A 21544-nucleotide genomic window follows, 5' to 3' on the forward strand; every position below is an offset into this window, starting at 1 on the left:
TGCGGCACTTCTGCAGGGCTTGACACGCGGCGCAGGCCAATTGGCCATGTTTTTTGGGGAAGGCTAGCGGTTTCGCTCCACCGTTACCCACCAGCGGGTGCGGCTGATGGTGTGCACCGGCAATGCGCGGCTGAGCGCTGCCAGCACCCGGTCGGTATCGCCCAGCGGGTAGCTGCCCGATACGCGCAGCGCGGCGGCCTCGGGGCTGCAGTGCAAATGGCCAGAACGGTAGCGGGCCAGCTCGGCGACAAAGTCACCCAGGCGCATGTCATCGGCCACCAGCATGCCCTGGGTCCAGGCCATCTCACTGGCGGGGGCTGCCGCTTCATGCAGCAGCTGGCTGGCACCTATGCGCCCTTGCTCGCCAGCGGCCAGGCGCAGGGTCTGGCTGCGGTCCTGGCGCAATTGCAGCTCGACCTGGCCTTCTTGCACCTGGACCAGGGTGTGGTCCGGGTACTGGCTTACGCTAAAGCGGGTGCCAATCGCCCGTGCCCAGCCTTGGCTGCTGCGCACCCGCAAAGGGCGGGCCTGGCCAGTCGCTGGGTCGGGGCTGGGGTCGGCGGCGCTTTCAATATGGATCTCGCCGGCGCGCAGCACGATCAGCCGCTCGCTGCTGCTGTAGCGCAGATCCACCGCCGAGGCGGTATTGAGCAGCAGGCGCGTGCCATCGGCCAGCACGCTGCGCTGCTGCTGGCCGGTGGCGGTGGATAGATCCGCCGTAGCGCTGAGCCAGGCCTGCGTGCCCAGCGGGCTGTGGCCGACGGCCAGCAAACCGCCGGCACCAGCGCCCAGCATGACCGCCAAACGCACCGCGTGGCGGCGCGACAGCGCGGGCGATGCGAGGGTCTGCACCGCCACCGCCGTGGGCACGCCGCGCAACTGGCTATCGACCTGGGCCATGCGCTGCCAGGCCTGGGCATGCAGCGGGTCGGCATCCAGCCACTGCTGCCACTGCTGGCGCTTGCGGCGGGCAGTGGCGCTGTCGCCGGGCTCCAGATCAAGCAGCCAGCGCACCGCGGCTTGGGCGACGGCGGGCGGGATGGCGGATGGCATCGATTGCGCGCCCAGCGGCATGCCGCCGGGCAGGTGCTGCGGGGCGGCCATCTCAGCCCTGGCCCGCAAAATAGCAGCGCTCTGCGGCCAGCGCCAAGTGGCGGCGCACGCTGGTGCGCGATATGCCCAGCTGCTGGGCAATCTCCTCTTGCGTCAGGTCCTCCAGCCGCCACAGCAAAAAGGACTTGCGCGCGACGACGGGCAGGCCGCCCAGCAGGCGGTCAATCGCCACCAAGGTCTCCAGCACCATCAACTGGGCATCGGGCGGCGGGGCCACAGGCTCGGGCAGCAGGGCCAGCGCATCCAGGTAGGCCCGCTCGATCTGCCTGCGCCGCAGGTGGTTGGACAACAGGCGTTGCGCAATTGTGGTGAGGTAGGCGCGTGGCTCCAGCAGCTCTTGCAGTTGTTGGCGCTGCGTGCCCAGCACGCGCACAAAGGTGTTCTGCGCCAAATCCGCCGCATCCCATGCACAGCCCAATTTGCGCCGCAACCGCGCAACCAGCCAGCTGTGGTGCGCCTCGTACAGGGTTTGCACCGGATCGACTGCAGCTGAGGGCGGGATGCCGGGGCTTGGGTGCATGGTGTTGGGGGAGTTATGGAATGAGAATGGTTCTTATTATATGTGTGTATCCAGGTGTGCGTTGCAGGCGCGGGTGGCGATGGCGAGTAGCGTTTCTGGCGCTTTGGCCCAGTGATTGACCTGCACTTGTAAGGATCCCGCTTGGCCTAGCGATGTCAGTTGTCAATCACCTGTCCGCCCCGTTCAACTAGATTTACACCGAATCCCTCCGTGTAGTTCTGCGTCAAGGCATCATCTCGTAACTCCTGAAGCACCTAATGCCTAGATGGTTGTGAGCTCGTTGCCATTACCTCGTACTGTTCATTACGCCGTAGCCCTTGGCCTGCCTAAGACACAAGCACCACATGAACACCATAGTCTTTGAGCGATAACACTTCACCTCCGGTGAACTGCCGCTGCTATATCCGGGCTACGTAAGAGGGCTTGTCATCTCTTACCATCAAGTAACGGGATGAAGGTGCGAGTAACGCATTTGGCCGCTTGTGCAGCGCTCGTCTTTTTAGCGAGTCGATTTACATTTGAGGAAATTGTCCTCCGGCACAGGTCACTTCATATTTTTAGGAAAATTAGGCGGATTTGTGGTTGAGTAGTTATGCATTGGAAATGCAGAAATGAATAAGGCCAGAATTTGCTGGCCTGAGAATATTTGCATCTATTTGCATTAGTGAAAATTGCTGTGAATTCTTCGATCTTTGATGCTTTTTCACCGATTTGAGTATTTTTTTTCTCTATTCCGGATGAGTAGTTTTCATTTCATGTATAAATTCAAATAAACCGGCCTTTGAAATGCGAGCGCTATTAGTAAGCTCTTTGGTCAGTGCTTCCGCGTCGACCTCAAATAGAGGGTCGATTTCATCTTTCCAAACCGAAAACTGCACCACAATAAGTGCTGCTGTAGGGTCAAGTGGATCTGCATTATTTCTATAGATGTTGCTAAAATAATGTGCATGTTTTAGAACTTCATAATCGAGGCTTAAGTAGAATTGGTGGCGCCAAAACTCTCTTTGCTCTTTCAGGATTGTGTTGAGTTCAGGAGTTACTACTGATCCAAAAATCTTCTCTGCTCGTAATAGATGGCGAGCGCAACTTGACCAGTTCATTCGGTCTGCTTTTGGTGGACCATCCTTTTTTCCATCCATCAGGACGCTGTATGCCCATTTATAAGATGTGATGATTTGTTCGATGTATTTTTCGTCACGCCTCCATTGCCGATCGGCTGTATACGCTCTTCTTGCTAAGTCGGTGCTGATTGCAACAGCTGCCAAAGCAAGACCTGCGAATAATGCATTTACCCCGCCAAATACGTCACCCAATGATGCAAGTTGATTCAGGATTTTACATTCTTGGTCATTTTTGCATAGCTTGTCTAGGAAATATTGACCACCACCAAGACCCCACAATCCCCAGAGTACTACTAGTATGGTCATCGTAATGGGTACCATCAACCAATAGGCATTTCTTTGAAAAAACCCTCGCACTGCTTTCCTTTGCGCTTCGCACTGATCCATGATCGATCTTTATATCAGTTGTTGAGAGACCAGTACTCTACCTTTAAATGGCATTCAAATCAGCCCGCTGAGGCATCTCTTTTTGGGTAGCTGCAACAGATTGCTTTAAAGTCTCTTAGCCGCCGAGAATTCCGTTTTCTACTCAGCCAACTTTGGGCGCTTGGTCAAGTCCAGCCTCCTATCACATTGCTGCAAATCAATCTTGGTGACTTTATGCCTTGTATGGGGATCTCTTTTTTCTTGATCGAGGGCAGAGAGGCGCGCCCCCACAGTGTGGATTACGTGTTAGATAGCTGCGAACGGGTCATATAGAGATGCATTGGGTTATGCCTCTGCATGGCGAAGCAGGGGGCCGAGCATGTGTGATCGCCGTTGAGCAGGGACTTGCTTATGCACAGGCCGGCACTGCCGGCATCTGAGAAGTGAAGCACGGCAAACTATTGATCCACGCAGGGTGCGACCTATCTCATGAAATTCCTGTGGATGCCCACGAGTCGCCCAGATTTGCCGTTTCGGTAGTAAAGGCTGCTTCCTGGATTGCTTCATTCCATAGCGGCCCGCCCCATAAAACGCTGGGAGACACAGCACATTGAAAGGCAGCGACAGCAGCAGCACCAGCCAACCCACTTGCACCCCGCTCTGCACGCCCCACCCAACATCCTCCCAAAGGCGATGACTCGGCGGAAAAAAGCCCGCCTGCATATCGTGCAGCGACCACAGTGCGCCACCCAAGGCGGAGCCCAGCAGCACGGTCAGCAGCAGCATCAGAGTTGTCAGCGCCCAAGCTGGCCACTGCCGCGCTCTTGGCCAGCAAGCCAGCATGGATGCCAAGCCGGCCGCAAACACCGCGCAAAAGAGGGCGATGTACTGGAAGGGATGCTGCGCGTGGTACATGAACATGCGGTAGAGGCCGCCAAACACCAGCTGCAGCCCAACGACATCACGCAGCACCAGATAGACCGCTGAACAGTACAGAGTCAGGCCGGCAAAGACGAGCGCAAAAACCTTGGCCGCCAGGACGGTGGGATCTGGAGGTCTCATGCGGGAGGCCGCGCAACGAAGGCCTGTTTTTCATGGCTGTCAAAACCGGCCTCGGCATAAAAGCGCAAGGTGGCCTCATCCTTGCTGCCCGTCATCAGCATGGCCTTGTGGCAGCTCTTGGCCCAGGCCTGCGCCAAGGCGGCATGCAGCAGGGCTCTGCCATAGCCGCGCTGGCGGTAGTCGGCGTGGGTGACGACGTTCTCGATCAACGCATAAGGTCGGCAACCCCGCGTGAGATTGGCGATCACCAGCAGCACGCAGCTGCTGACCAACTCTGGGCCGACAAAGCCGCCGAGGTACAGATTGCGCGGGTCCGCCATCAAGCCTTGCCAGATGGCTTGTACCTGTGGCAGCGGCGGCAGGGCGTCGTCTGCGGGGTGCAGATGGGTGTACAGCGCAAGCACAGATTCGACAAGGGGGCGAATGGCGAGAGGCGGTGGGGAGGGGTGCATGACGAAAGCGGCCCTTGCAGGCTAAGTGGGCCGTCGATCTTATGTCAGTACACATCCCGCCGATACCGCCCCTCGTCGATCAAGGCGTTCAGCCCTGCTTCACCCAGCAGCTCCGTCAGTGCCTGGTCCACGCCAGTGGCCATGCCCTCGTAGCTGCCGCAGACGTAGATGACGGCGCCACGGGCCAGCCAGGCCTGCAAGGGCTCGGCGGCGGCGCGCAGCGCGTCTTGCACATAGCAGTGCGGGCCTTGGCCGGGGGCTTGGTCGCGGGCATCGCGGGCGTCGCGTGAATAGGCGTAGTCGGCGCGCGCGATCTGGCCCTGGGCCTGCCAGACGCAGACCTCGTCTTCGGCGTAGGAGTCGTGCGCGCGGCGGCGCTCGCCAAAGACCAGCCAGTTGTCAAACTGGCCGTTGGCGATGCGCTGGCGCAGATGGCCGCGCAGGCCGGCATAGCCCGAGCCATTGCCCATAAAGATGGCGGGCCGCGCACCGCCGGCCAGTGGGGCAAAGCCGGGGTTGTCGACCAGGCGCACAGCGATGTGGCTGCCCAGCGCGGCATGGGCCGTGAGCCAGCCCGAAGCCAGGCCGAGCTGTGGGGCGGCGCCCGGCTGCTCGCGCAGGGTTTGGCGTACATAGAGGCGAATGCGGCCATCGGCCGGCAAGGAGGCCAGCGAGTAGCTGCGTGGGGCCAGCGGATGGAGCTGGTCGGCCAGGGCCTGGGCCGATGCTGCGGGGGCCGAGAGCGTGGGCAGCTCGCAGGCGCTGAGCGCATCGCGCAGGGTGCTGGCGCTGCCCCGCCACTGCACGGCGGCGTTGCCGTCAAGCTGGTGCGCTTGCAGCCAGGCATCGACCTGGGCGGGTGCATGCTGGGCCTTGACCTCCACCAGGCCACCGGCCTGCCACTGCAGCGCATGCTCGGGCGCAAAGCCCAACTCCACCTGATACAGCGGTTGGCCGCTGCTGCTGGGGTTGAGGTGGTGGCGGCTGAGCAGCTGGGCGGGCAGGAAGAGGGCATCGGGCGCATCGGAATCGGCCACGCTGGCAGCAGCATTGTCTGCAGCGGTGGCGGGCGCGGCGTTCACGCCCCAGTGCTGGACCAGCGCCTGCAGCCAGGCTTGCCAGGCAGCGTCGTCCTCGGCATCCATCGTTATGGGGGCAAACACGGGCTGTGCCCCCAGGCGCTCCAGCTGCGCGGCCAGTGCCAGGCCAAAGCCGCAGAACTGGCTGTACTGGCGGTCACCCAGCGCCAGCATGCCAAAGCGCTGGTGGGCAAATGGAGTGCCTTCGGCCTGCTGCAGCAAACGCGCCAGGCGCCGGGCACTGTCGGGCGGTTGGCCTTCGCCAAAGGTGCTGGCCACCCACAGCAGTTGGCGCTGGGGTTGCAGCTGGGCCATATCCAGACTGGCGGCGGGCAGCAGCTGCGCGGCCAAGCCCGCGCTGCGCAGGCGCGCAACGGTACGCACGGCCAGTTGCTGGGCATGGCCGGCCTGGCTGGCGTAGACCACGGCAATGGCCGCGCCGGCATGGGCCCCGGTCGCGGGGTCTGCCTGCGGCCCATCGTCCTCCAGCAGCGCGCGCTGGGCCTTGGCGGCGGCGCGGGAGCTGCGGCGGCGCTCCAGGTAGAGCAGCCAGCCGGTGATCGCAAACAGCGGCATCATCAGCGCCGCGACGGTGACGATGATGCGGCCCGTCATCCCAAAATAGGTGCCGGTGTGCAGCGGGTAGATGGCGGCCAGCGCGCGGCGGCCGGCGGGCAGGTCGGCAAAGCGGTCATCGCGCTGCACGCTGCCGTCCAGGCTGAGGCTGAGCTGGTTGCGCGCGCGGTCATGCGGGGCATTGGCGCCCCACCAGCTGAACTGCACGGGCTGGTCGGCGCGCTGGGGCAGGCGCATTTGCGCAAACTGCCAGCCACTGGCCAGCTGGGTAAAGCCCTGCCAGGCGGGCTCCAGGGTGGCGGGCTCGATCTGCAGCGGCGGGGCTTTGCGGGCGGCTTCTTGCGCGGCCGATTGCTCGGCCCGTGCTGCCGCGCGGGAGGGCGCGCCCATCCAGCGGTCCACCGGGGCGCGTACTGCGTCAAAAGCCCAGTACATGCCCGTCAAGGTCAGCATCACATAGACCACCAGCACCCAGGTGCCGGCGACCGAGTGCAGGCCCCAGAGAAAAGGCCGGCCCTTGCGCCGCACATTGAAGGTGAGCCAGCTGCGCCAGGACAGCGGCTTGGCTGGCCAGCGCAAATACAGGCCCGAGAGCGACAGCAGCAGCAGACACAGCGAGAGGCTGCCTGTTATCGGCTTGCCATCGTCGCGGGGCAGCAGCAGCCAGCGGTGCAGGCGCTCGTTCCATTCAAAGAATTCGCGGCCGCTTTGTGCCGGCAGCTGGGCGCCGGTGTAGGGGTGGAGGTAGACGCTCTGGCCCCGGCGCTCGCCCTTCTCAGGCGCAAAGGCCAGCTGGGCGCTGCGCCCAGGCTCGGCGTACAAGGTGATGCGCTCGATACGGCGCTGCTCGCCCGCTGCCCTTACCGCTGCCAACAGCTGGGGCGGGGTCAGCGCCGGGCTTTGTTGCAGCGGCACGCTGGCGGTACCTGGGTTGGCCCAGTCCAGCACCTCGTCCTGGAAGGAATAGGTGGCACCGGTGAGGCCAATGACGATCAGCACGGTGCCGGCCGTGATGCCGATCAGCCAATGGATCTGGAACCAGATATTTTTAAAACTCCACATGCTTGTCTTTGTTGTCTTTTGATTTTGTCGAACGGCCAGCGCTTAAAAATCCACGACCGCGCGCAGCACGGCCTGGCGGCGCTCGCCCAACGACACATAGATGGGGCTGCCCGAGGAGCTGACATAGTTCTTGTCGAACAGGTTCTTGACGTTGAGCTGCAGCTTGACCACGCGGCCGCTCCAGGGGCGCTCCCAGCTGACAAAGCTGTCGGCGACGGTGTAGCCGGCGTTGTTGAAGCTGTTGGCGGCATCGCCTGCGCGGCTGCCCACATGGCGCAGGCCGGCGCCGGCACGCCAGCGGCCACTGCTGCTGGCGGCAAAATCATAGGCGGCAAACAGCGACGCAGTGTGGCGCGCCACATTGGCCAGGCGGTTGTCCTGGTATTGCGGGTCGTCGGTCACCGCGGCATCGGTGTAGGCATAGGTGGCAATCAGCTGCCACTGCTTGCCCAGGCGGCCGGCGGCATCCAGCTCCAGCCCGCGCGAGCGGGCACCGCCCACGGCGCGGGCATAGCTTTGGCCGTCAATGGTCTCGTTCACCACCACATTGCGCTTGCGGATGTCGTAGAGCGCAGCGGTGGCGGTGATGCCAGCGGGTGACTCCCACTTGGTGCCCAGCTCCCAGGCCTTGGCGGTCTCGGGCGGTAAGGTGCCGATGACATTGCCAATGCTGCTTTGCGGCTTGAAGGATTCGCTGTAGCTGCCGTAGATGGACCATTCCGTGTTGGGCTGCCAGACCAGGCCCGCGCGCGGCACAAACTTGCTGCCGTCCGATTCGCTGCCCACCACAAAGGGCCGGCCTTTGCCCGCGATCTGCTCGTAGTGCTGCCAGCGCCCGGCCAGCTGCAGCAGCCACTGGGGTGAGAGGCGAATCGAATCCTGCGCAAACAGCGCCTGCTGGCGGATCTTGTCGCTCTGTGCGCTTTGCGCCTCGTCGATGCTGGTGGCATTGGGCAGCTTGCCGTAGACCGGGTCGTAGACATTGAAGCCGCCGCTGTTGCTGCCCCGGATGATGTCGCGGCGGAAGATATTGCTGTCTTCGGCATCAAAACCCGCCAGGATCTCGTGCGCCATGCCGCCCGCCTGCAGCTTGCCTTCCAGGTTGATCTGGCCCACATGCTGCTGGCTCAATGCACCGCGCGTGCCATCGGGCCGGCGGGTGAGGATGCCGGTCGTGGGGTTGAGCGACACCGGCCGGGCCTGGTAGTCGTCATAGCCGTTGCGGTTGTAGCTGTAGGCGGCGTTGAGCTTCCACTGCGTGTTCAGGCGGTGCTGGGCCTGCACGGTGAAAAAGTCCGAATCGCCCAAGGTGCGGTTGTAGGCCTCGTCAAAGCGCTGGCGGCGGTCGGTGGCCACCGGGCGGCCGGTGCGGCTGTCGATGACCGTGCCCCGGTCAAAGGGCTGCTCGTAGTCGGTGTGCTCGTAGGACATGCGCACATAGGTATCGCGCCCATACCAGGCCAGCGACGGGGCGATGACGGTCTGGCGGTTTTTGCCAAAGTTGCGCCAGTAGTCGACATCGCTGGTGTCGGCAATCAAGCGGTAGGCCAGGCCTTGCTCGCCCAGGGGGCCGGTCAGATCGACCGAGGCACCGCCGCCGCCGTAGCTGGACAGCGAGGCCCCTACCTGGCCGGCAAAGCTGAGCTGGGGCTTTTTGGTGACCATGTTGATCACGCCACCCGGGTCCATGGTGCCGTAGAGCACCGAGCTGGGGCCCTTGAGCACTTCGACCCGCTCCGTGGTGAAGGTGAGGTTGCGTGCCAGCACGGTGCGGATGCCATCGCGCAGGATGGAGCCATCGCGGTTAAAGCCAAAGCCGCGCTTGATCACCGCATCCTGCGTGCCGCCCAGGGTGTTGGCCTGGGTGATGCCGCTGACGTTGTAGAGCGCCTCGTCGATGGAGCGCACCTGCTGGTCTTGCAGCACCTGGGCAGGCACCACGGCAATGGCCTGGGGCACATCGCGCAAGGCCGCATCGCTGCGGGTGGCGGTGGTGGCGCGCTTGGGCTGGTAGCCGATCTCTTGTGCTTTTTCTTGCACGATGACCTGGGGCAGCACGGCTTCAGCGGCGGCGGGGGCATCTGCTGCGGTTTGTGCCGCAGCGGGCCAGGCGGCGATGGCCAGCGCGATGCTGCTGAGGCACGTCAATGGGCGGAGGGCGGTGGTGCGTAAAGGGATCATCGGAGCGTCACAAAAGAGGCGATGCCATCGGCAAAAAAGACCCGCATCGGGTGGCTGCGGGTCTTGTCATGCGGTGGCTGTTTGGCAGGGTTATCAGAACGCGTAGCGGCCCTGGACGTAGAAGGTGCGCGGCGCGCCGACCATGCGGCCGGGGTTGCCGTCAACATTGCGGGTGTAGTAGCGGTGGTCGGCGATGTTGTTCACACCGGCCATGATTTCGCTGCCCTTGTACTGCGGCACTTTCCAGCTGACCTGGGCGTTCCACAGACGGAAGCCGGGGATGCGGCCCACATTGGCATTGGCCGATTCGGCCTCGGTGTTGGCCAGGTCCGAGTACTGCTTGCTCTGGTGCGTGCTCGACAGGTTGAAGCCCCAGGCATTGCGCTCATAGCGCACGCCGACGGTGTCGGTGTTGCGGGCGTAGAAAGGCACGTCCAGCCCAGCAGTGCTGCCGGATTTCTGGATCGCCTTGGTGTAGGTGTAGTTGCCGTAGACGGTGGTGCCGGCGAGGGCGCTGGCCTTGTCAAAGCTGTATTCCAGTGCCAGCTCCAGGCCCTGGTGCTTGGTGGCGCCAATATTGGCAAAGGTGACGGGCACAACGCCGGGCGTCTGCAGGATCTGGTTGTCAAAGCGCAGGTCAAACACGGTGGCCTCGGCGCGCCACTGCTTGTCTTGCCAGCGGGTGCCGATTTCCTTGGTCTTGGCCACTTCGGGGCGCAGTGGGTTGGCCGCCGTTTGCGAGTTCAGCTGGATGTTTTGCACCGGGCCGAACGAGGTGGTGTAGTTGGCAAACAAGGTCCAGGCCGGGTTGACCAGGTAGGACACGCTGACCGAGGGCAGCCACTTGTTGTTGCGCGTGTCAAAGCTTTGCGCGCCGCTCAGGTCATCGCGCTGGGATTTGATGTGCTCAAAGCGCACGCCGGGCGTGATGCGCCAAGCCCCGATGGCGATGCGGTCGTCGATATAGCCGGCATGGGCATCGGTGGCGTTGTCGAACGAGGTGGTGGCGCCCATCACGTTGGTGGACAGGTTCAGCAGGCTGCTGTTGTCGTCACCGCGCTCGCGGATATAGCGGTAGCCTACGGTCACATCATGCGTGCTGCTGCCCAGCGCAAAACGCTGGGTGTAGCGCGGCTCGATGCCCAGGGTCTGGTAGTTGCGCGGCTGGTAGTTGATCTGGGTCTGCGCGGCGTTGATCAGGCGGCTGGAGCGCGAGCTGTCGTTGTAGTAGGCGCGGATCTCGAACTCCTGCGTGTCCGACAGCGTATTGATATAGCCCAGGTCCAGGCCCTTGCGCTCACCATCCCACATGTCGGTGGGGCGGGTGTTCTGGAAGGGATTGGCGTTGTACTGGGCCACCGTCAGGCCCCCAGGCGTGTTGGAACGCACATCGTAGTAGGACAGCTTGCCGTAGACCTCGGACGTGCCCGACAGCGCGTAGCGGAACTTGAGCGCCACGTCGTTCAAACGCTCATCGCTGTCCTTGCGCCATTCGGAGCCGCTCATGCCCGAGTACAGCAGCGCCCAGCCCAGGCCGTTGTCCAGCTGCGAGCCCAGGAAGGTGCTGTAGAGCGTGTTGCTCTCTCCGCCCTTGCCAAAGCCGTTGTAGCGCACGTTGACGTCGCCGGTGATGTCTTTGCTGCTGGGGATGGCGCGGGTGTTGAAGTTGATGATGCCGCCCACGTTTTGCGGGCCGTAGCGCACGGCGCCGCCGCTGCGCACCACATCAATCGACTCAATATTGGCCAGGCTCACCGGTGCGAACGACAGCTGGGGCTGGCCGTAGGGCGCCACAGCCAGCGGCACGCCATCGAGCAGCACGGTCGAGCGCGGCGAGTAGCGGCCCGTCAAACCGCGCACCCCTATGTTGAGCGATACCGCGCTGCCAGCGGTGCCGGAGTTATCGCTGCTTTGCACGCCGGGGATGCGGCGCATCACATCGCCAATGCTCGATGCACCGCTGTTTTGGATGACATCCTTGTCCACGATGGTGCGGGCCCCCGCAAAGGTCTTGAGCTGGTTTTGCAGGCCGCTGCCCAGCAAGTCGCCCGAGACCTGGATGGTCTCCAAGGTGCTTTCTGCCACTGGTTCGTCATCGGCAGGCGCTGCATCCCCTGTCTGCGCCAGGGCGCTGGCAGCTGGCAGCAGGCTGATCAGGACGGCTGCGGTGATCTGGCTCAGGGCTGGACGGGGGCCCGATGGCTTGCGCGAAGTGCTGGTGAATGCGGACATGGTGAAGGCAGCAAAAAACGAGGCGGGCACAGCACAACGGCGCCAGTCAGGGGCGCCGCAGCGTGGTTGGCCAGGGGATGAGTGTTAGGAATGAGAACGAATTGTATTTAAAAGCGATGCAGATCCTGCAGCTATCGCAACGCTTGCGGCCCAAAAAGCGGCGCTCCAGTGTGAATACCTACTTGTGGCGGGTGTATGTATGTTGCTTTGGGGCAACTACGCGGGGCATCTCCCTACTCGTAGCAGGGTGCCGGGCAGGGCGGGGATGGGGCGTCATCCTTGCTTTGAAGTTCGCTAGCAGCGCATTGCGGTTATTCGCCGCCTGCAAAGTTCAGCAGCCGCCAGAGGCGATCCGTAGGAAGCAGGGGGGTGGGTTCACTGATCCTCCCATGCGAGACGGGCATCTCGCTCCTGCAGCGGCAACCAGAATCGCAATGCCGCCAAGGCTTGCGCCAGCGATACCCTGTTTACTTGGAAGCCCTGATGCCCATGCACAACCCGGTTGATATCGCCGTTTGCGGCGACTTCGATGATGAGGTTTCCGTAATCTAATCCATCGCCTAGGCACGCGATGGTGGTCACATGTCCAGGGCTGAGATGGGCCTCCGTGATGGCAAAGGCAGAGGCTTCGCAGGCGGCGTTCGCGACCAGCTGAAACGGCTCAATGCCGCAGCGCTCAACCTCGATCTGGAAGTGGGTGTTGGGTCGCATGCAATGGGCCTGTTGCAAGACCACCGGATCTTGCCCGCACAAAGTCCACAAAGGCCCGCAGCGGGGCCGGCAATAGTTTGCGGCCGCTGTAGTACAGAAACGGCCCTGAGAAGCTCGGCCACCAGTCGGCCAGCACCGGCTCCAGCTTGCCGCTGTCTAGGTACGGACGCAGCCAGTCCTCAAACATGTAGACCACCCCGGCATCGCCGATGGCGGCATCTACCGCCAGATCGGCTGCGGCGCCCAGGCGTACCACCATGCGTGGGACGGGGTCCACCCGCAGCGATTCACCATTGCGCTCAAAGTCCCACGGCGGGACGGTGCCGCTGGCGAAGCGCCCTCGCAAGCATGCATGGTTCAGCAACTCGCGGGGGTGCGTCGGGCGCCCACAGCGGTCCAGGTAGGCGGGCGAGGCGGCGGCCGCGAAGCGCTGCACGCGCGGGCCAATGGGTACGGCCACCATGTCCTGCTCCAGGCGCTCGTCATAGCGGATACCGGCGTCGCAGCCGCTGGCCAGCAGGTCCACAAAACCATCCTCTGCGATAACGTCGAGTTGGATGTCGGGATAGGCCTGCAAGAAGTCCGGCACGAGGGCCGGCAGCACCAAGCGCGAAGCGCTCATGGGGACGTTCAAGCGCAAGGTGCCGGCAGGCTTGTCGCGGAAGCCATTGACCACGTCCAGCGCGCTTTCTACCTCTCTCAGCGCCGGGCCCAGATGCTCCAGTAGGCGTTGGCCGGCCTCAGTGGGCACCACGCTGCGGGTGGTGCGATGCAAGAGCCGCACATCCAATTGGGCCTCTAGCCGTCGTACGGCCAAGCTCAGGCCCGAGGCACTGCCGCCGCTGGCCCGGGCCCCTTCGCGAAAGCCCTTGGTGCGCGCCACAGCCAGGAACGCATGGAGGTCACCCAGATCAACTTTCATTGTTTCAAATCCTGCACAGCCTGTGCAGATTGTGCCTCCTTATCAATTAATGGTGTGCTGACTACACTGAATGCCAACCCTTCCCACTACGGAAACGACGACATGACGTACCCCCAAACCACCCCCGCTACCTTCGTCCTGGGCGACCGCGCTGTGCGTCGCCTTGGTTACGGCGCCATGCAACTGGCCGGTCCTGGCGTGTTCGGTCCCCCCAAGGACCGCGCTGCCGCATTGGCGGTGCTGCGGACAGCCGTCGAAGCAGGCGTGAACCACATCGACACCAGCGATTTCTATGGACCGCACATCACCAACCAACTCATCCGCGAAGCGCTTCACCCCTACCGTGATGATTTGGTCATCGTGACCAAGATCGGTTGCGTGCGCGGTGCAGACGGCTCATGGAACCTGGCTATGTCGGCCGAGCAGTTGCGTCAGGCGGTACACGACAACCTGCGTAACCTGGGCCTGGACAGGTTGGAGGTGGTGAACCTGCGGGCCATGTTCGATGTTCACGGCCCCGCCGAAGGCTCGCTCGAGGCGCCGCTATCAGCCCTGGCGGAACTACAGCAGCAAGGCCTGGTGCGCCACATCGGCCTGAGCAACGTGACGGCCAAGCAGATTGCCGATGGCCAACGCCTCTGCCGTATCGCATGCGTGCAGAACCAGTACAACCTCGTGCACCGGGCTGACGATGCGTTGATCGATAGCCTGGCCCTTGAAGGTGTGCCTTACGTACCCTTCTTCCCGCTGGGCGGCTTTTCGCCATTGCAATCGGCGGGGCTGTCGGAGGTCGCACAGCAACTGGGAGCCACGCCGATGCAGGTGGCCTTGGCTTGGCTGCTGCGGCGGTCGCCCAATATCCTGTTGATCCCCGGCACGTCGTCGGTGGGACACCTGCATGAGAACCTGGCGGCTGGCAGCTTGAACCTGCCGCAAGAAGCCATGAACCGGCTTGAGCAAGTAGCGGCGGGATGATGCAAGGCCCTGCTCCTCGAACACGGACCAGCGATGTCCGCGAGAGGCGGATGTTGAAGCATTCCGACAGCCGCTTTTGGCCGATAGCAGCCTCCCTAGCTTCAAACTGACCAAGCGCAACAGCAGCCTCGCTGCAACCTCAGGGGCCGCGACAGGCTGAAAGTTGCCCCGGCACGCCCTCTGGGTGAGCCCAGAGCGTTCCGAGTTCAAACTTCAGTGAGAAAAATTCAAAACGCACGGAGAACCGACACTCGCAAAGAGCCGACAACAGGGTGAGCGTCGGTTCTCCATTTGCATGCAGTAAGAGGATTTGTAAGGTCAATGAACCGCTATGGCGGCGCAAGGCACTGGCTCAGGCCTGCATCCACTCGGCCTGCCAGCGCGCTGCCAGGCGCTGGCTCAGTTGCAAGGGCAGTCCGCCCTGGTCAAAACCGACGACGGTGATCTGCTCGGCGCAGTTGGGGCGCTCGGGCACGGCGGCAAAGCGGCCATCGGTGAGCAGCCAGACATAGGCTTGCACGGGGCTCTGGCGGCGGGCGCGCTGCAGCATGCGCTCCAGCAAGGTGATGGCGCTGGCCAGCGGGCTGCCGCCACCGCCGCTAATGGGCCGTATCCAGCCCTCATTCAAGGCCTGGGCCTTGGCACCTGCCTGGATCACATAGGCGCTGTCGCCGCTAAAGCCCAGCACGCAGAGCTGGTCGCGCTGGCGGTAGGCCTGGTCAGCCAGGGCCTGCAGGTAGCCCTTGGCGCGGGCCAACTGTTGGCCGCGCAGCATGGAGGCCGAGGTATCGAGCAGCACGCAGTGCATCAGCTGCGCACCGGCCGGCTGCTTGCGGTAGCGCAGGTGTGGTCGCGCCAATGTGGCCTGGCCTTTGGCGGCCAGGCTGCGGGGCCAGTCAATGCGCTGGCTGGCCGCTGCCTGCCGGCGGCCGGTGTGCTGCGTGCTCTGCGCGCGCCCCAGCTTGGCCTTGCCGGCCAGGCTGAGGCGCGTCAGGCTTTTTTTGCGGTAAAGGGCCTTACGGCCTTGACTGGCTCGATGCCGGTGTAGCGCGGTGCGGCCATGCCGCCCCAGCCATCGGGCTGGCTGCGCTCGGCGTTGGGGTTGCTGCTGCTGGCGGCCTCGGCATTGCCGGCTTGTGCCTGGTTTGGCTGTTGCCGCTGCGGTTGTTGATGTTGGTCTTGTTGATCGTTGGGATCGTTGGCCTGGCCAGTGGGCGATGGCGGCTGTGCCGCATCGGCACTGCGGCGGTGGGCCAGCGCCAGTTCGGCCACGGCCTGCACATCGGCCAGGCTGACCTCGGCATGCCCTGCCAGCGCGGCTTGCGCACGCGCGGCGCGCAGCATCACCAAATCGGCGCGCACACCTTCGGCGCCCGATTGCTGGCAGAGTTGCGCTACGGCATCCAAGATGGCTTCGGGCCAGGCAACGCTGGCTAAATGCGCGCGCGCGGCCACAATCTGCTGGCGCAGCCGGGCTTGGGCCTCGGCATGGCGGGCGCAGAACTGGGCGGCGTCGGCATCAAAGGCCATGCGGGCGCGCACGATGCGTTTGCGGGTGTCCACATCGGGGACATTGGGCAGGCGCACAAACAGGCCAAAGCGGTCCAGCAGCTGTGGGCGCAGCTGGCCTTCTTCGGGGTTCATCGTGCCGATCAGCGCAATGCGCGCGGCATGCTGGTGCGATACACCATCGCGCTCAATGCGGTTGGTGCCGCTGGCGCTCACATCGAGCAGCAAGTCCACCAAGCCATCGGGCAGCAGGTTGACCTCGTCCACATACAAGATGCCCTGGTGCGCCTGGGCCAGCAGGCCGGGGCGGAACTGCACGGCAGAGGACTGCAGGGCAGCTTCCAGATCGAGCGCGCCTTGCAGCTGCTCTTCGGTGGTGCCCAGCGGCAGGTTCACAAAATGCCCGCTGGGCAGCAGGGCAGCCAGGGCCCGGGCGCTGGTGGATTTGGCGGTGCCGCGCGGGCCTTCGACCAGCACGCCGCCCAGTTGCGGATCGACCGCCAAGAGCAGCAAGGCCTGCTGCAGTGCGGCCTGGCCCTCAATGGCGCTGAAGGGAAAGTGCAGATCGTTGGCGGTGCTCATCGCATCTCCAGCAGGTGTTCGGTCTCGAGCAAATGGGTCTCCAGCAATTGGGGGTAGTCGCCAGGCGCTTGCCACAGGCCGCGCTGTATGGCTTCAAGCAGGCGCTCGCACATGCCGTGGAAGGCCTGCGGATTGTGCTGCTGCATAAAGGCGCGCGTGCTGGCATCGGCGACAAAGGCATCGGTGACGCGGGCGTATTGGTCATCGCGCACCACGCGGGCGGTGGCATCGAACGCGAAGAGGTAGTCGACCGTGGCGGCGATCTCGAACGCGCCCTTGTAGCCATGGCGCTGCACGCCTTCGATCCACTTGGGGTTGGTGGCACGCGAGCGCACCACCCGGCTGATCTCTTCTTGCAGGCTGCGCATACGCGGCGACTCGGGGTTGCTGTGGTCGCCAAAGTACAGGGCCGGTTGCTGGCCGCTGTAGTGGCGCACGGCAGCGGCCATACCGCCCTGGAACTGGTAGTAGTCGCCGGAGTCGAGCACATCGTGCTCGCGGTTGTCCTGGTTGTGCAGCACCAGCTGCATCTCCGCCAAGCGGCGCACAAAGGTCTCGGGCACATTGCTACCGTCGTCTTGCTGGCCGTAGGCATAGGCGCCCCAGTTGCGGTAGGCCGTTGCCAGGTCCTCGTCGCTTTGCCACTGGCCGCTGTCGATCAGGCCCTGCAGGCCCGCGCCATAGCTGCCGGGCTTGGCGCCAAACACGCGCAGGCCCGCCTGGTGGCGCGCCTCCTTGGCGTCCAGCCCTTGCTGCTGCAGCTGCGCTGCCTCCGCCAGCACGCGGGCGCGGATCGGGTTCTGCGCGGCGTCTTCGTCGTCCAGCGCCGCCACCTTTTGCACGGCGGCATCAAACAGGCGGATCACATTGCTGAACGCATCGCGGAAAAAGCCCGAGACGCGCAAAGTCACATCCACCCGGGGCCGGCCCAGCACATGCAAGGGCAGCACCTCAAAATCACTGACGCGCCAGCTGCCATCGGCCCAAGTGGGGCGCACGCCCATCAGCGCAAAGGCCTGCGAGATATCGTCGCCGCCGGTGCGCATGGTTGCCGTGCCCCACACAGACAGGCCAATGGTGACGGGGTATTCGCCATGCTCTTGCGTGTAGCGCTCGACCAGCAGCTGCGCGGATTTGAAACCCATGCCCCAGCTGGTTTGCGTGGGGATGGCCCGCGTATCGACCGAGAAGAAATTGCGGCCGGTGGGCAGCACATCGGGCCTGCCGCGCGTGGGCGCGCCGCTGGGGCCTGCGGGCACAAAGCGGCCCGCCAGGCCGCGCATCAGTTGCAGCAGCTCTTGCGGGCCACAGGCGGCCAGGCGCGGGCGCAGATCGTGCTGCACACGGGTCAGCACGGCTTGGGTATGGCCGTCAGTAAGGTCTGCCAGCGCTGGCGGCAGTGCTGCGCCGGGTGCCAGTATTTGCAAGGCCAGCAGCTCCAGGCGCTCGCGGGTATCGCCGTGGTGGCGCCAGGCTTGGTCAGTCAGGTCTTGCAGCAAGGCGGGGCGCGGGCCCGTCCAGGCAGCCGCCCAGTCGGCATCGAGCGGGTCAAAGTCCAGGCCCAAATCGCGGGCCATGGCGCGCACCAGGCTTTGGTTGGCGCCCTTGCCACCACCGACGGGGTGGCGGGCCAGGGCCAGCAGGGTATCGGTCTCCAGCCGGCCGGCGGGCGAGATGCCGAATATATGCAGGCCGTCGCGGATCTGGCTTTCCTTCAGCTCGCAGAGGTAGGCATCGGTGCGGTTAAGCAGCTGCTGCTCTTCCTCGTCGCTGCCGGGGGCCTGCAGGCCCAGGTCCTGGTGCAGGTCGTGCTGCACGATATGGGCAAGGATTTGCTGGCGCAGGATTTGTGCGCGCTTGTGGTCCAGGGTAGCGGCGTCGTAGTACTCGTCCACCATGCGCTCCAGATCGCGCGTGGGCCCGTAGCTTTCGGCGCGGGTGAGCGGGGGCATCAGGTGGTCAATGATCACGGCCTGGGCGCGGCGCTTGGCCTGCGTGCCTTCACCAGGGTCATTGACGATAAAGGGGTAGAGGTGGGGCAGGGGGCCCAGCACCAGATCGGGCCAGCAGTTGGCCGACAGGGCCACACTTTTGCCGGGCAGCCATTCAAGGTTGCCGTGCTTGCCCACATGGACCATGGCATCGGCCTGCCAGTGGCTGCGCAGCCAGTGGTAGAAGGCCAGGTAGTAGTGCGGCGGCACCAGGTCGGGGTCATGGTAGGCGGCCAGCGCATCGAGCTGGTAGCCACGCGCCGGCTGCACGCCCACAAAGATCTGGCCCAGGCGCAGGCCGGCCACCATAAAGCGGCCGTCGCGCAGCATCGGGTCTTGCGCGGGCGTGCCCCAGCGCGCGGTGATGGCCTGCTGGTTGGCGGCGGGCAGGCTGTCAAAGTACTGCAGGTAGTCGGCCAGGCTCAGGCTTTGCCAGGCGGCGCGCGTGGCCCAGGAGTCGGGCGCATTGGTGATGCCTTGCTGCAAAAGATCCATCAGCGCCTGGCTGTCTGCGGGCATGGCATCGACGGCATAGCCGTCTGCCGCCAGTGCGCGCAGGATCTCGATGACCGACGCTGGTGTATCGAGCCCCACGCCATTGCCGATGCGGCCTTCGCTGCTGGGGTAGTTGGCCAGCACCAGCGCCAGGCGCTTGTCGGCATTGGGCTTGCGGCGCAGCTGGCACCAGCGCTGGGCGAGTTCGACCACAAAGCCCATGCGCTCGGGGTGGGCCTGGTACTGCACCACATCGGACTGGGTCAGATCGCTGCGGTGTGACAGGCCCTTGAAGCTGATCGCCCGCGTGATGATGCGGCCATCGACCTCAGGCATCGCCACATGCATCGCAATATCGCGCGGCTGCAGGCCGTGGGTGCTGTCCAGCCAGGTCTGCTCGTTGCTGCCCGACAGGATGAGCTGCAGCACGGGGATATCGCCGGCCAGCGCATGGTCTCCGGGGGTGTCGAGAGAAGATTGGGAGAACGCGGTGGTGTTGAGGATCAGTGCGACCGATTCGCTGGCGCAGAGCGCCTGCAAGGCCGCCAGGCAGCCAGCATCCTTGAGCGACTGCAAGGCCAGCGGCAGCGGGTTCATGCCCTTGGCGAGCAGGGCCTGGCACAGGTCGGCAAACACCTGGGTGTTGCCCGACTGCAGATGCGCTTTGTAGAACAGCAGCATGACCACCGGCGCGCCGGGCTGCCACTGCAGCGGGCCGGGTTGCTGCCAGCTGGCAACCGTAGCCTCGTCGCTCGCTGGGTGGTAGACGGCCACCGCCGGCAAGGGGCGCGGGGGCAGCGCCGCATGCGGGCCGTCCAAGAGGCCGTGCCAGACAAAGCGGAACAGCTCGCGCGCATTGGCCAGGCCGCCTTCGCGCAGGTAGCGCCACAAGCTGCGGCAGTCTTGCTGCGCCACCGTGCTTTTTTGCAGCAGGTTCAGGTCTTCACTGCTGTCGCCCGAGAACATGGCCAGCGCAATCTTGTGGGCACGGCACAGCGCCATGACGCGCTCGGTGCCATAGGGCCAGTAGCTCTCGCCGCCCAGGTGGTCGATGATGATGAGCTTGGCATGCTGCAGCACCTCGTCCGCGTACAGATCGACCGATGCGGGCTGGCGCAGGTACATCAGATTGGCCAGCCGCACGCTGGGCAGTTGCTCGCCATCCATGCCGGCCCGCAGCTGCTCATAGGCTTGAGCGAGCAGGGCCAAGGTGGTGTCGGCGGCGCTCAGGATCACGATGTCGGCCGGGCTTTGGCCCAGGCTGGAGACAAAGGCCTCGTCGTCGACAAAGCCACCGGGCTGGACCGCGAGCAAATGCATCAGAGCGCTCCGACCGGGCTGGCCGCGAGCTGGGCGCGGATGGCGGCTTCGTCCAGGTCATGGCCGATGAAGACCAGGTGGCTTGCGCGCTTTTCATCGGCGCGCCAAGGGCGGTCAAAGTAGCTGTCAAAGCGCGTGCCCACGCCGTGCACCACCAGGCGCATGGGCTTGGCGGGCAGGGCCACAAAGCCCTTGATGCGGTAGACGGTCTGCTGGGTGACGATCTCGGCCAGCTGGGCCAGCAGTGCTTCGCGTTCCACCTCGCCCAGATGCACCACCACCGAATCAAAATCGTCATGGTCGTGCTCGTCATGCACATGGCCGGCTTCGTGCTCATGGTGGCCCTTGCGCGACTCAATGCTTTCTTCTGATGCGCTGGACAGGCCCAGCACCACATCCAGGTCAATGCGGCCATGGTCGGCCGCGACGATCTTGACCTGGGCGGGAATGTCTTCGCGCACCAGCGCTTCGACAGCCGCGCGGTCGGCGGCGCTGGCCTGGTCGAGCTTGGTCAGCACCACCAGATCGGCGGAGACGAGCTGGTCTTCAAACAGCTCGTGCAGCGGCGATTCATGGTCGAGGTTGGGGTCTTGCTTGCGCTGCAGATCGACCGCGGCGGGGTTGGCGGCAAACTGGCCGGCTGCGGCGGCCGGCACATCAACCACGGTGATCACCGCATCGACCGTGCAGGCGTTCTTGATCTCGGGCCAATTGAAGGCCTGCACCAGGGGCTTGGGCAGGGCCAGGCCGCTGGTCTCGATGAGGATGTGGTCGATATCGCCACGGCGCTCGATGAGCTTGCGCATCACGGGGTAGAACTCTTCCTGCACGGTGCAGCACATGCAGCCATTGGCCAGCTCATACAGTTGGCCGGCCTGCTCGCCGTTCTCGTCTTCGCAGCCAATGCCGCAGCCACGCAGAATCTCGCCATCAATGCCCAGCTCGCCGAACTCATTGACGATCACCGCAATGCGGCGGCCGTTGGCGTTGGACAGGATATGGCGCAGCAGGGTGGTTTTGCCGCTGCCCAAAAAGCCGGTAACGATGGTGGCTGGAATCTTTTTGCTGGTGCTCATGGTGGATGTCTCCAAAGAAAAGGGGGAGGGGCTGCCGGGCAAGCCAGGGGCTGGGCCGGGCTAGCGCTGTGCGCTCGGCAGTCTGAAACAAAGGGGATGCGGGGAGGGGGCCGGCGGGCGAGTGCGCGCCGACTAGCGGCACGCCCCCGCCAACGGCAAAGCCATGCCTGCGTGCAAGCAACCAGGAGGTTGGGAGGGC

15 protein-coding genes are annotated in these 21544 nt (G+C 64.2%); 1 reads left to right on the forward strand and 14 read right to left on the reverse strand.

From position 1 onward, the window contains the following. Positions 1-63: 63 nt before the first annotated feature. From M2375_RS15915 to M2375_RS15960, 10 genes are all read right to left on the reverse strand, one after another. The gene (locus tag M2375_RS15915; protein WP_259168835.1) at positions 64-1104 is read right to left on the reverse strand and encodes a FecR domain-containing protein; all 1041 of its coding nucleotides are present in this window, start codon (positions 1102-1104) and stop codon (positions 64-66) included. Between the two features lies 1 nt (position 1105). After that, positions 1106-1633 carry a sigma-70 family RNA polymerase sigma factor gene (locus M2375_RS15920; protein ID WP_259168836.1) on the reverse strand — a complete coding sequence of 176 codons (528 nt, stop codon included), beginning with the start codon at positions 1631-1633 and terminating at the stop codon, positions 1106-1108. A 728-nt stretch (positions 1634-2361) separates the two neighbouring features. Continuing rightward, complete coding sequence (locus M2375_RS15925) at positions 2362-3141, reverse strand: hypothetical protein (RefSeq protein ID WP_259168837.1); 780 nt, start codon at positions 3139-3141, stop codon at positions 2362-2364. Positions 3142-3465: 324 nt separating this feature from the next. Next, positions 3466-4182, reverse strand: coding sequence for a hypothetical protein (locus tag M2375_RS15930; protein WP_259168838.1), 717 nt, complete (start codon positions 4180-4182; stop codon positions 3466-3468). After that, complete coding sequence (locus tag M2375_RS15935) at positions 4179-4634, reverse strand: GNAT family N-acetyltransferase (RefSeq protein WP_259168839.1); 456 nt, start codon at positions 4632-4634, stop codon at positions 4179-4181. The genes M2375_RS15930 and M2375_RS15935 overlap by 4 nt, the downstream gene beginning before the upstream one ends. A gap of 44 nt (positions 4635-4678) precedes the next feature. Further along, on the reverse strand, positions 4679-7351 hold the full coding sequence (locus M2375_RS15940; RefSeq protein WP_259168840.1) for a sulfite reductase flavoprotein subunit alpha: 2673 nt from the start codon (positions 7349-7351) through the stop codon (positions 4679-4681). Between the two features lie 42 nt (positions 7352-7393). After that, positions 7394-9499, reverse strand: coding sequence for a TonB-dependent siderophore receptor (locus tag M2375_RS15945; protein WP_259168841.1), 2106 nt, complete (start codon positions 9497-9499; stop codon positions 7394-7396). A 126-nt stretch (positions 9500-9625) separates the two neighbouring features. Further along, positions 9626-11764 carry a TonB-dependent siderophore receptor gene (locus M2375_RS15950; RefSeq protein WP_259168842.1) on the reverse strand — a complete coding sequence of 713 codons (2139 nt, stop codon included), beginning with the start codon at positions 11762-11764 and terminating at the stop codon, positions 9626-9628. A 375-nt stretch (positions 11765-12139) separates the two neighbouring features. Further along, positions 12140-12475, reverse strand: coding sequence for a hypothetical protein (locus tag M2375_RS15955; RefSeq protein ID WP_259168843.1), 336 nt, complete (start codon positions 12473-12475; stop codon positions 12140-12142). Further along, positions 12441-13397 (reverse strand): LysR family transcriptional regulator, encoded by a 957-nt coding sequence (locus tag M2375_RS15960; protein ID WP_259168846.1) that lies wholly within the window; start codon positions 13395-13397, stop codon positions 12441-12443. Before M2375_RS15960 ends, M2375_RS15955 begins: the two co-directional genes overlap by 35 nt. Before the next feature lie 102 nt (positions 13398-13499). On the opposite strand from M2375_RS15960, the gene M2375_RS15965 reads away from it, so the two are divergent. Beyond that, entirely contained in the window at positions 13500-14372 is an 873-nt protein-coding gene (locus M2375_RS15965; RefSeq protein WP_259168847.1) for an aldo/keto reductase family oxidoreductase, read from the forward strand. 352 nt (positions 14373-14724) lie between these two features. On the opposite strand, the gene M2375_RS15970 is transcribed toward M2375_RS15965, so the two are convergent. From M2375_RS15970 to cobW, 4 genes are all read right to left on the reverse strand, one after another. Beyond that, on the reverse strand, positions 14725-15231 hold the full coding sequence (locus tag M2375_RS15970) for a VWA domain-containing protein (protein ID WP_259168848.1): 507 nt from the start codon (positions 15229-15231) through the stop codon (positions 14725-14727). Between the two features lie 131 nt (positions 15232-15362). Beyond that, positions 15363-16463, reverse strand: coding sequence for an ATP-binding protein (locus M2375_RS15975; RefSeq protein WP_259168849.1), 1101 nt, complete (start codon positions 16461-16463; stop codon positions 15363-15365). Beyond that, positions 16460-20269 carry a cobaltochelatase subunit CobN gene (gene cobN, locus M2375_RS15980; protein ID WP_259168850.1) on the reverse strand — a complete coding sequence of 1270 codons (3810 nt, stop codon included), beginning with the start codon at positions 20267-20269 and terminating at the stop codon, positions 16460-16462. The genes M2375_RS15975 and cobN overlap by 4 nt, the downstream gene beginning before the upstream one ends. Then, entirely contained in the window at positions 20269-21345 is a 1077-nt protein-coding gene (gene cobW, locus M2375_RS15985; protein ID WP_259168851.1) for a cobalamin biosynthesis protein CobW, read from the reverse strand. Before cobW ends, cobN begins: the two co-directional genes overlap by 1 nt. Between the last annotated feature and the right edge of the window lie 199 nt (positions 21346-21544).

Source organism: Comamonas sp. BIGb0152 (assembly GCF_024809975.1).
Lineage (GTDB): Bacteria > Pseudomonadota > Gammaproteobacteria > Burkholderiales > Burkholderiaceae_C > Comamonas.

Coding starts and splice junctions, on each gene's coding strand:
- M2375_RS15930 (WP_259168838.1), bottom strand. CDS start 4,182: ATGAGACCTCCAGATCCCACCGTCCTGGCGGCCAAGGTTTTTGCGCTC.
- M2375_RS15955 (WP_259168843.1), bottom strand. CDS start 12,475: ATGCGACCCAACACCCACTTCCAGATCGAGGTTGAGCGCTGCGGCATT.
- M2375_RS15950 (WP_259168842.1), bottom strand. CDS start 11,764: ATGTCCGCATTCACCAGCACTTCGCGCAAGCCATCGGGCCCCCGTCCA.
- M2375_RS15915 (WP_259168835.1), bottom strand. CDS start 1,104: ATGGCCGCCCCGCAGCACCTGCCCGGCGGCATGCCGCTGGGCGCGCAA.
- M2375_RS15940 (WP_259168840.1), bottom strand. CDS start 7,351: ATGTGGAGTTTTAAAAATATCTGGTTCCAGATCCATTGGCTGATCGGC.
- cobN (WP_259168850.1), bottom strand. CDS start 20,269: ATGCATTTGCTCGCGGTCCAGCCCGGTGGCTTTGTCGACGACGAGGCC.
- M2375_RS15925 (WP_259168837.1), bottom strand. CDS start 3,141: ATGGATCAGTGCGAAGCGCAAAGGAAAGCAGTGCGAGGGTTTTTTCAA.
- cobW (WP_259168851.1), bottom strand. CDS start 21,345: ATGAGCACCAGCAAAAAGATTCCAGCCACCATCGTTACCGGCTTTTTG.
- M2375_RS15935 (WP_259168839.1), bottom strand. CDS start 4,634: ATGCACCCCTCCCCACCGCCTCTCGCCATTCGCCCCCTTGTCGAATCT.
- M2375_RS15975 (WP_259168849.1), bottom strand. CDS start 16,463: ATGAGCACCGCCAACGATCTGCACTTTCCCTTCAGCGCCATTGAGGGC.
- M2375_RS15965 (WP_259168847.1), top strand. CDS start 13,500: ATGACGTACCCCCAAACCACCCCCGCTACCTTCGTCCTGGGCGACCGC.
- M2375_RS15920 (WP_259168836.1), bottom strand. CDS start 1,633: ATGCACCCAAGCCCCGGCATCCCGCCCTCAGCTGCAGTCGATCCGGTG.
- M2375_RS15960 (WP_259168846.1), bottom strand. CDS start 13,397: ATGAAAGTTGATCTGGGTGACCTCCATGCGTTCCTGGCTGTGGCGCGC.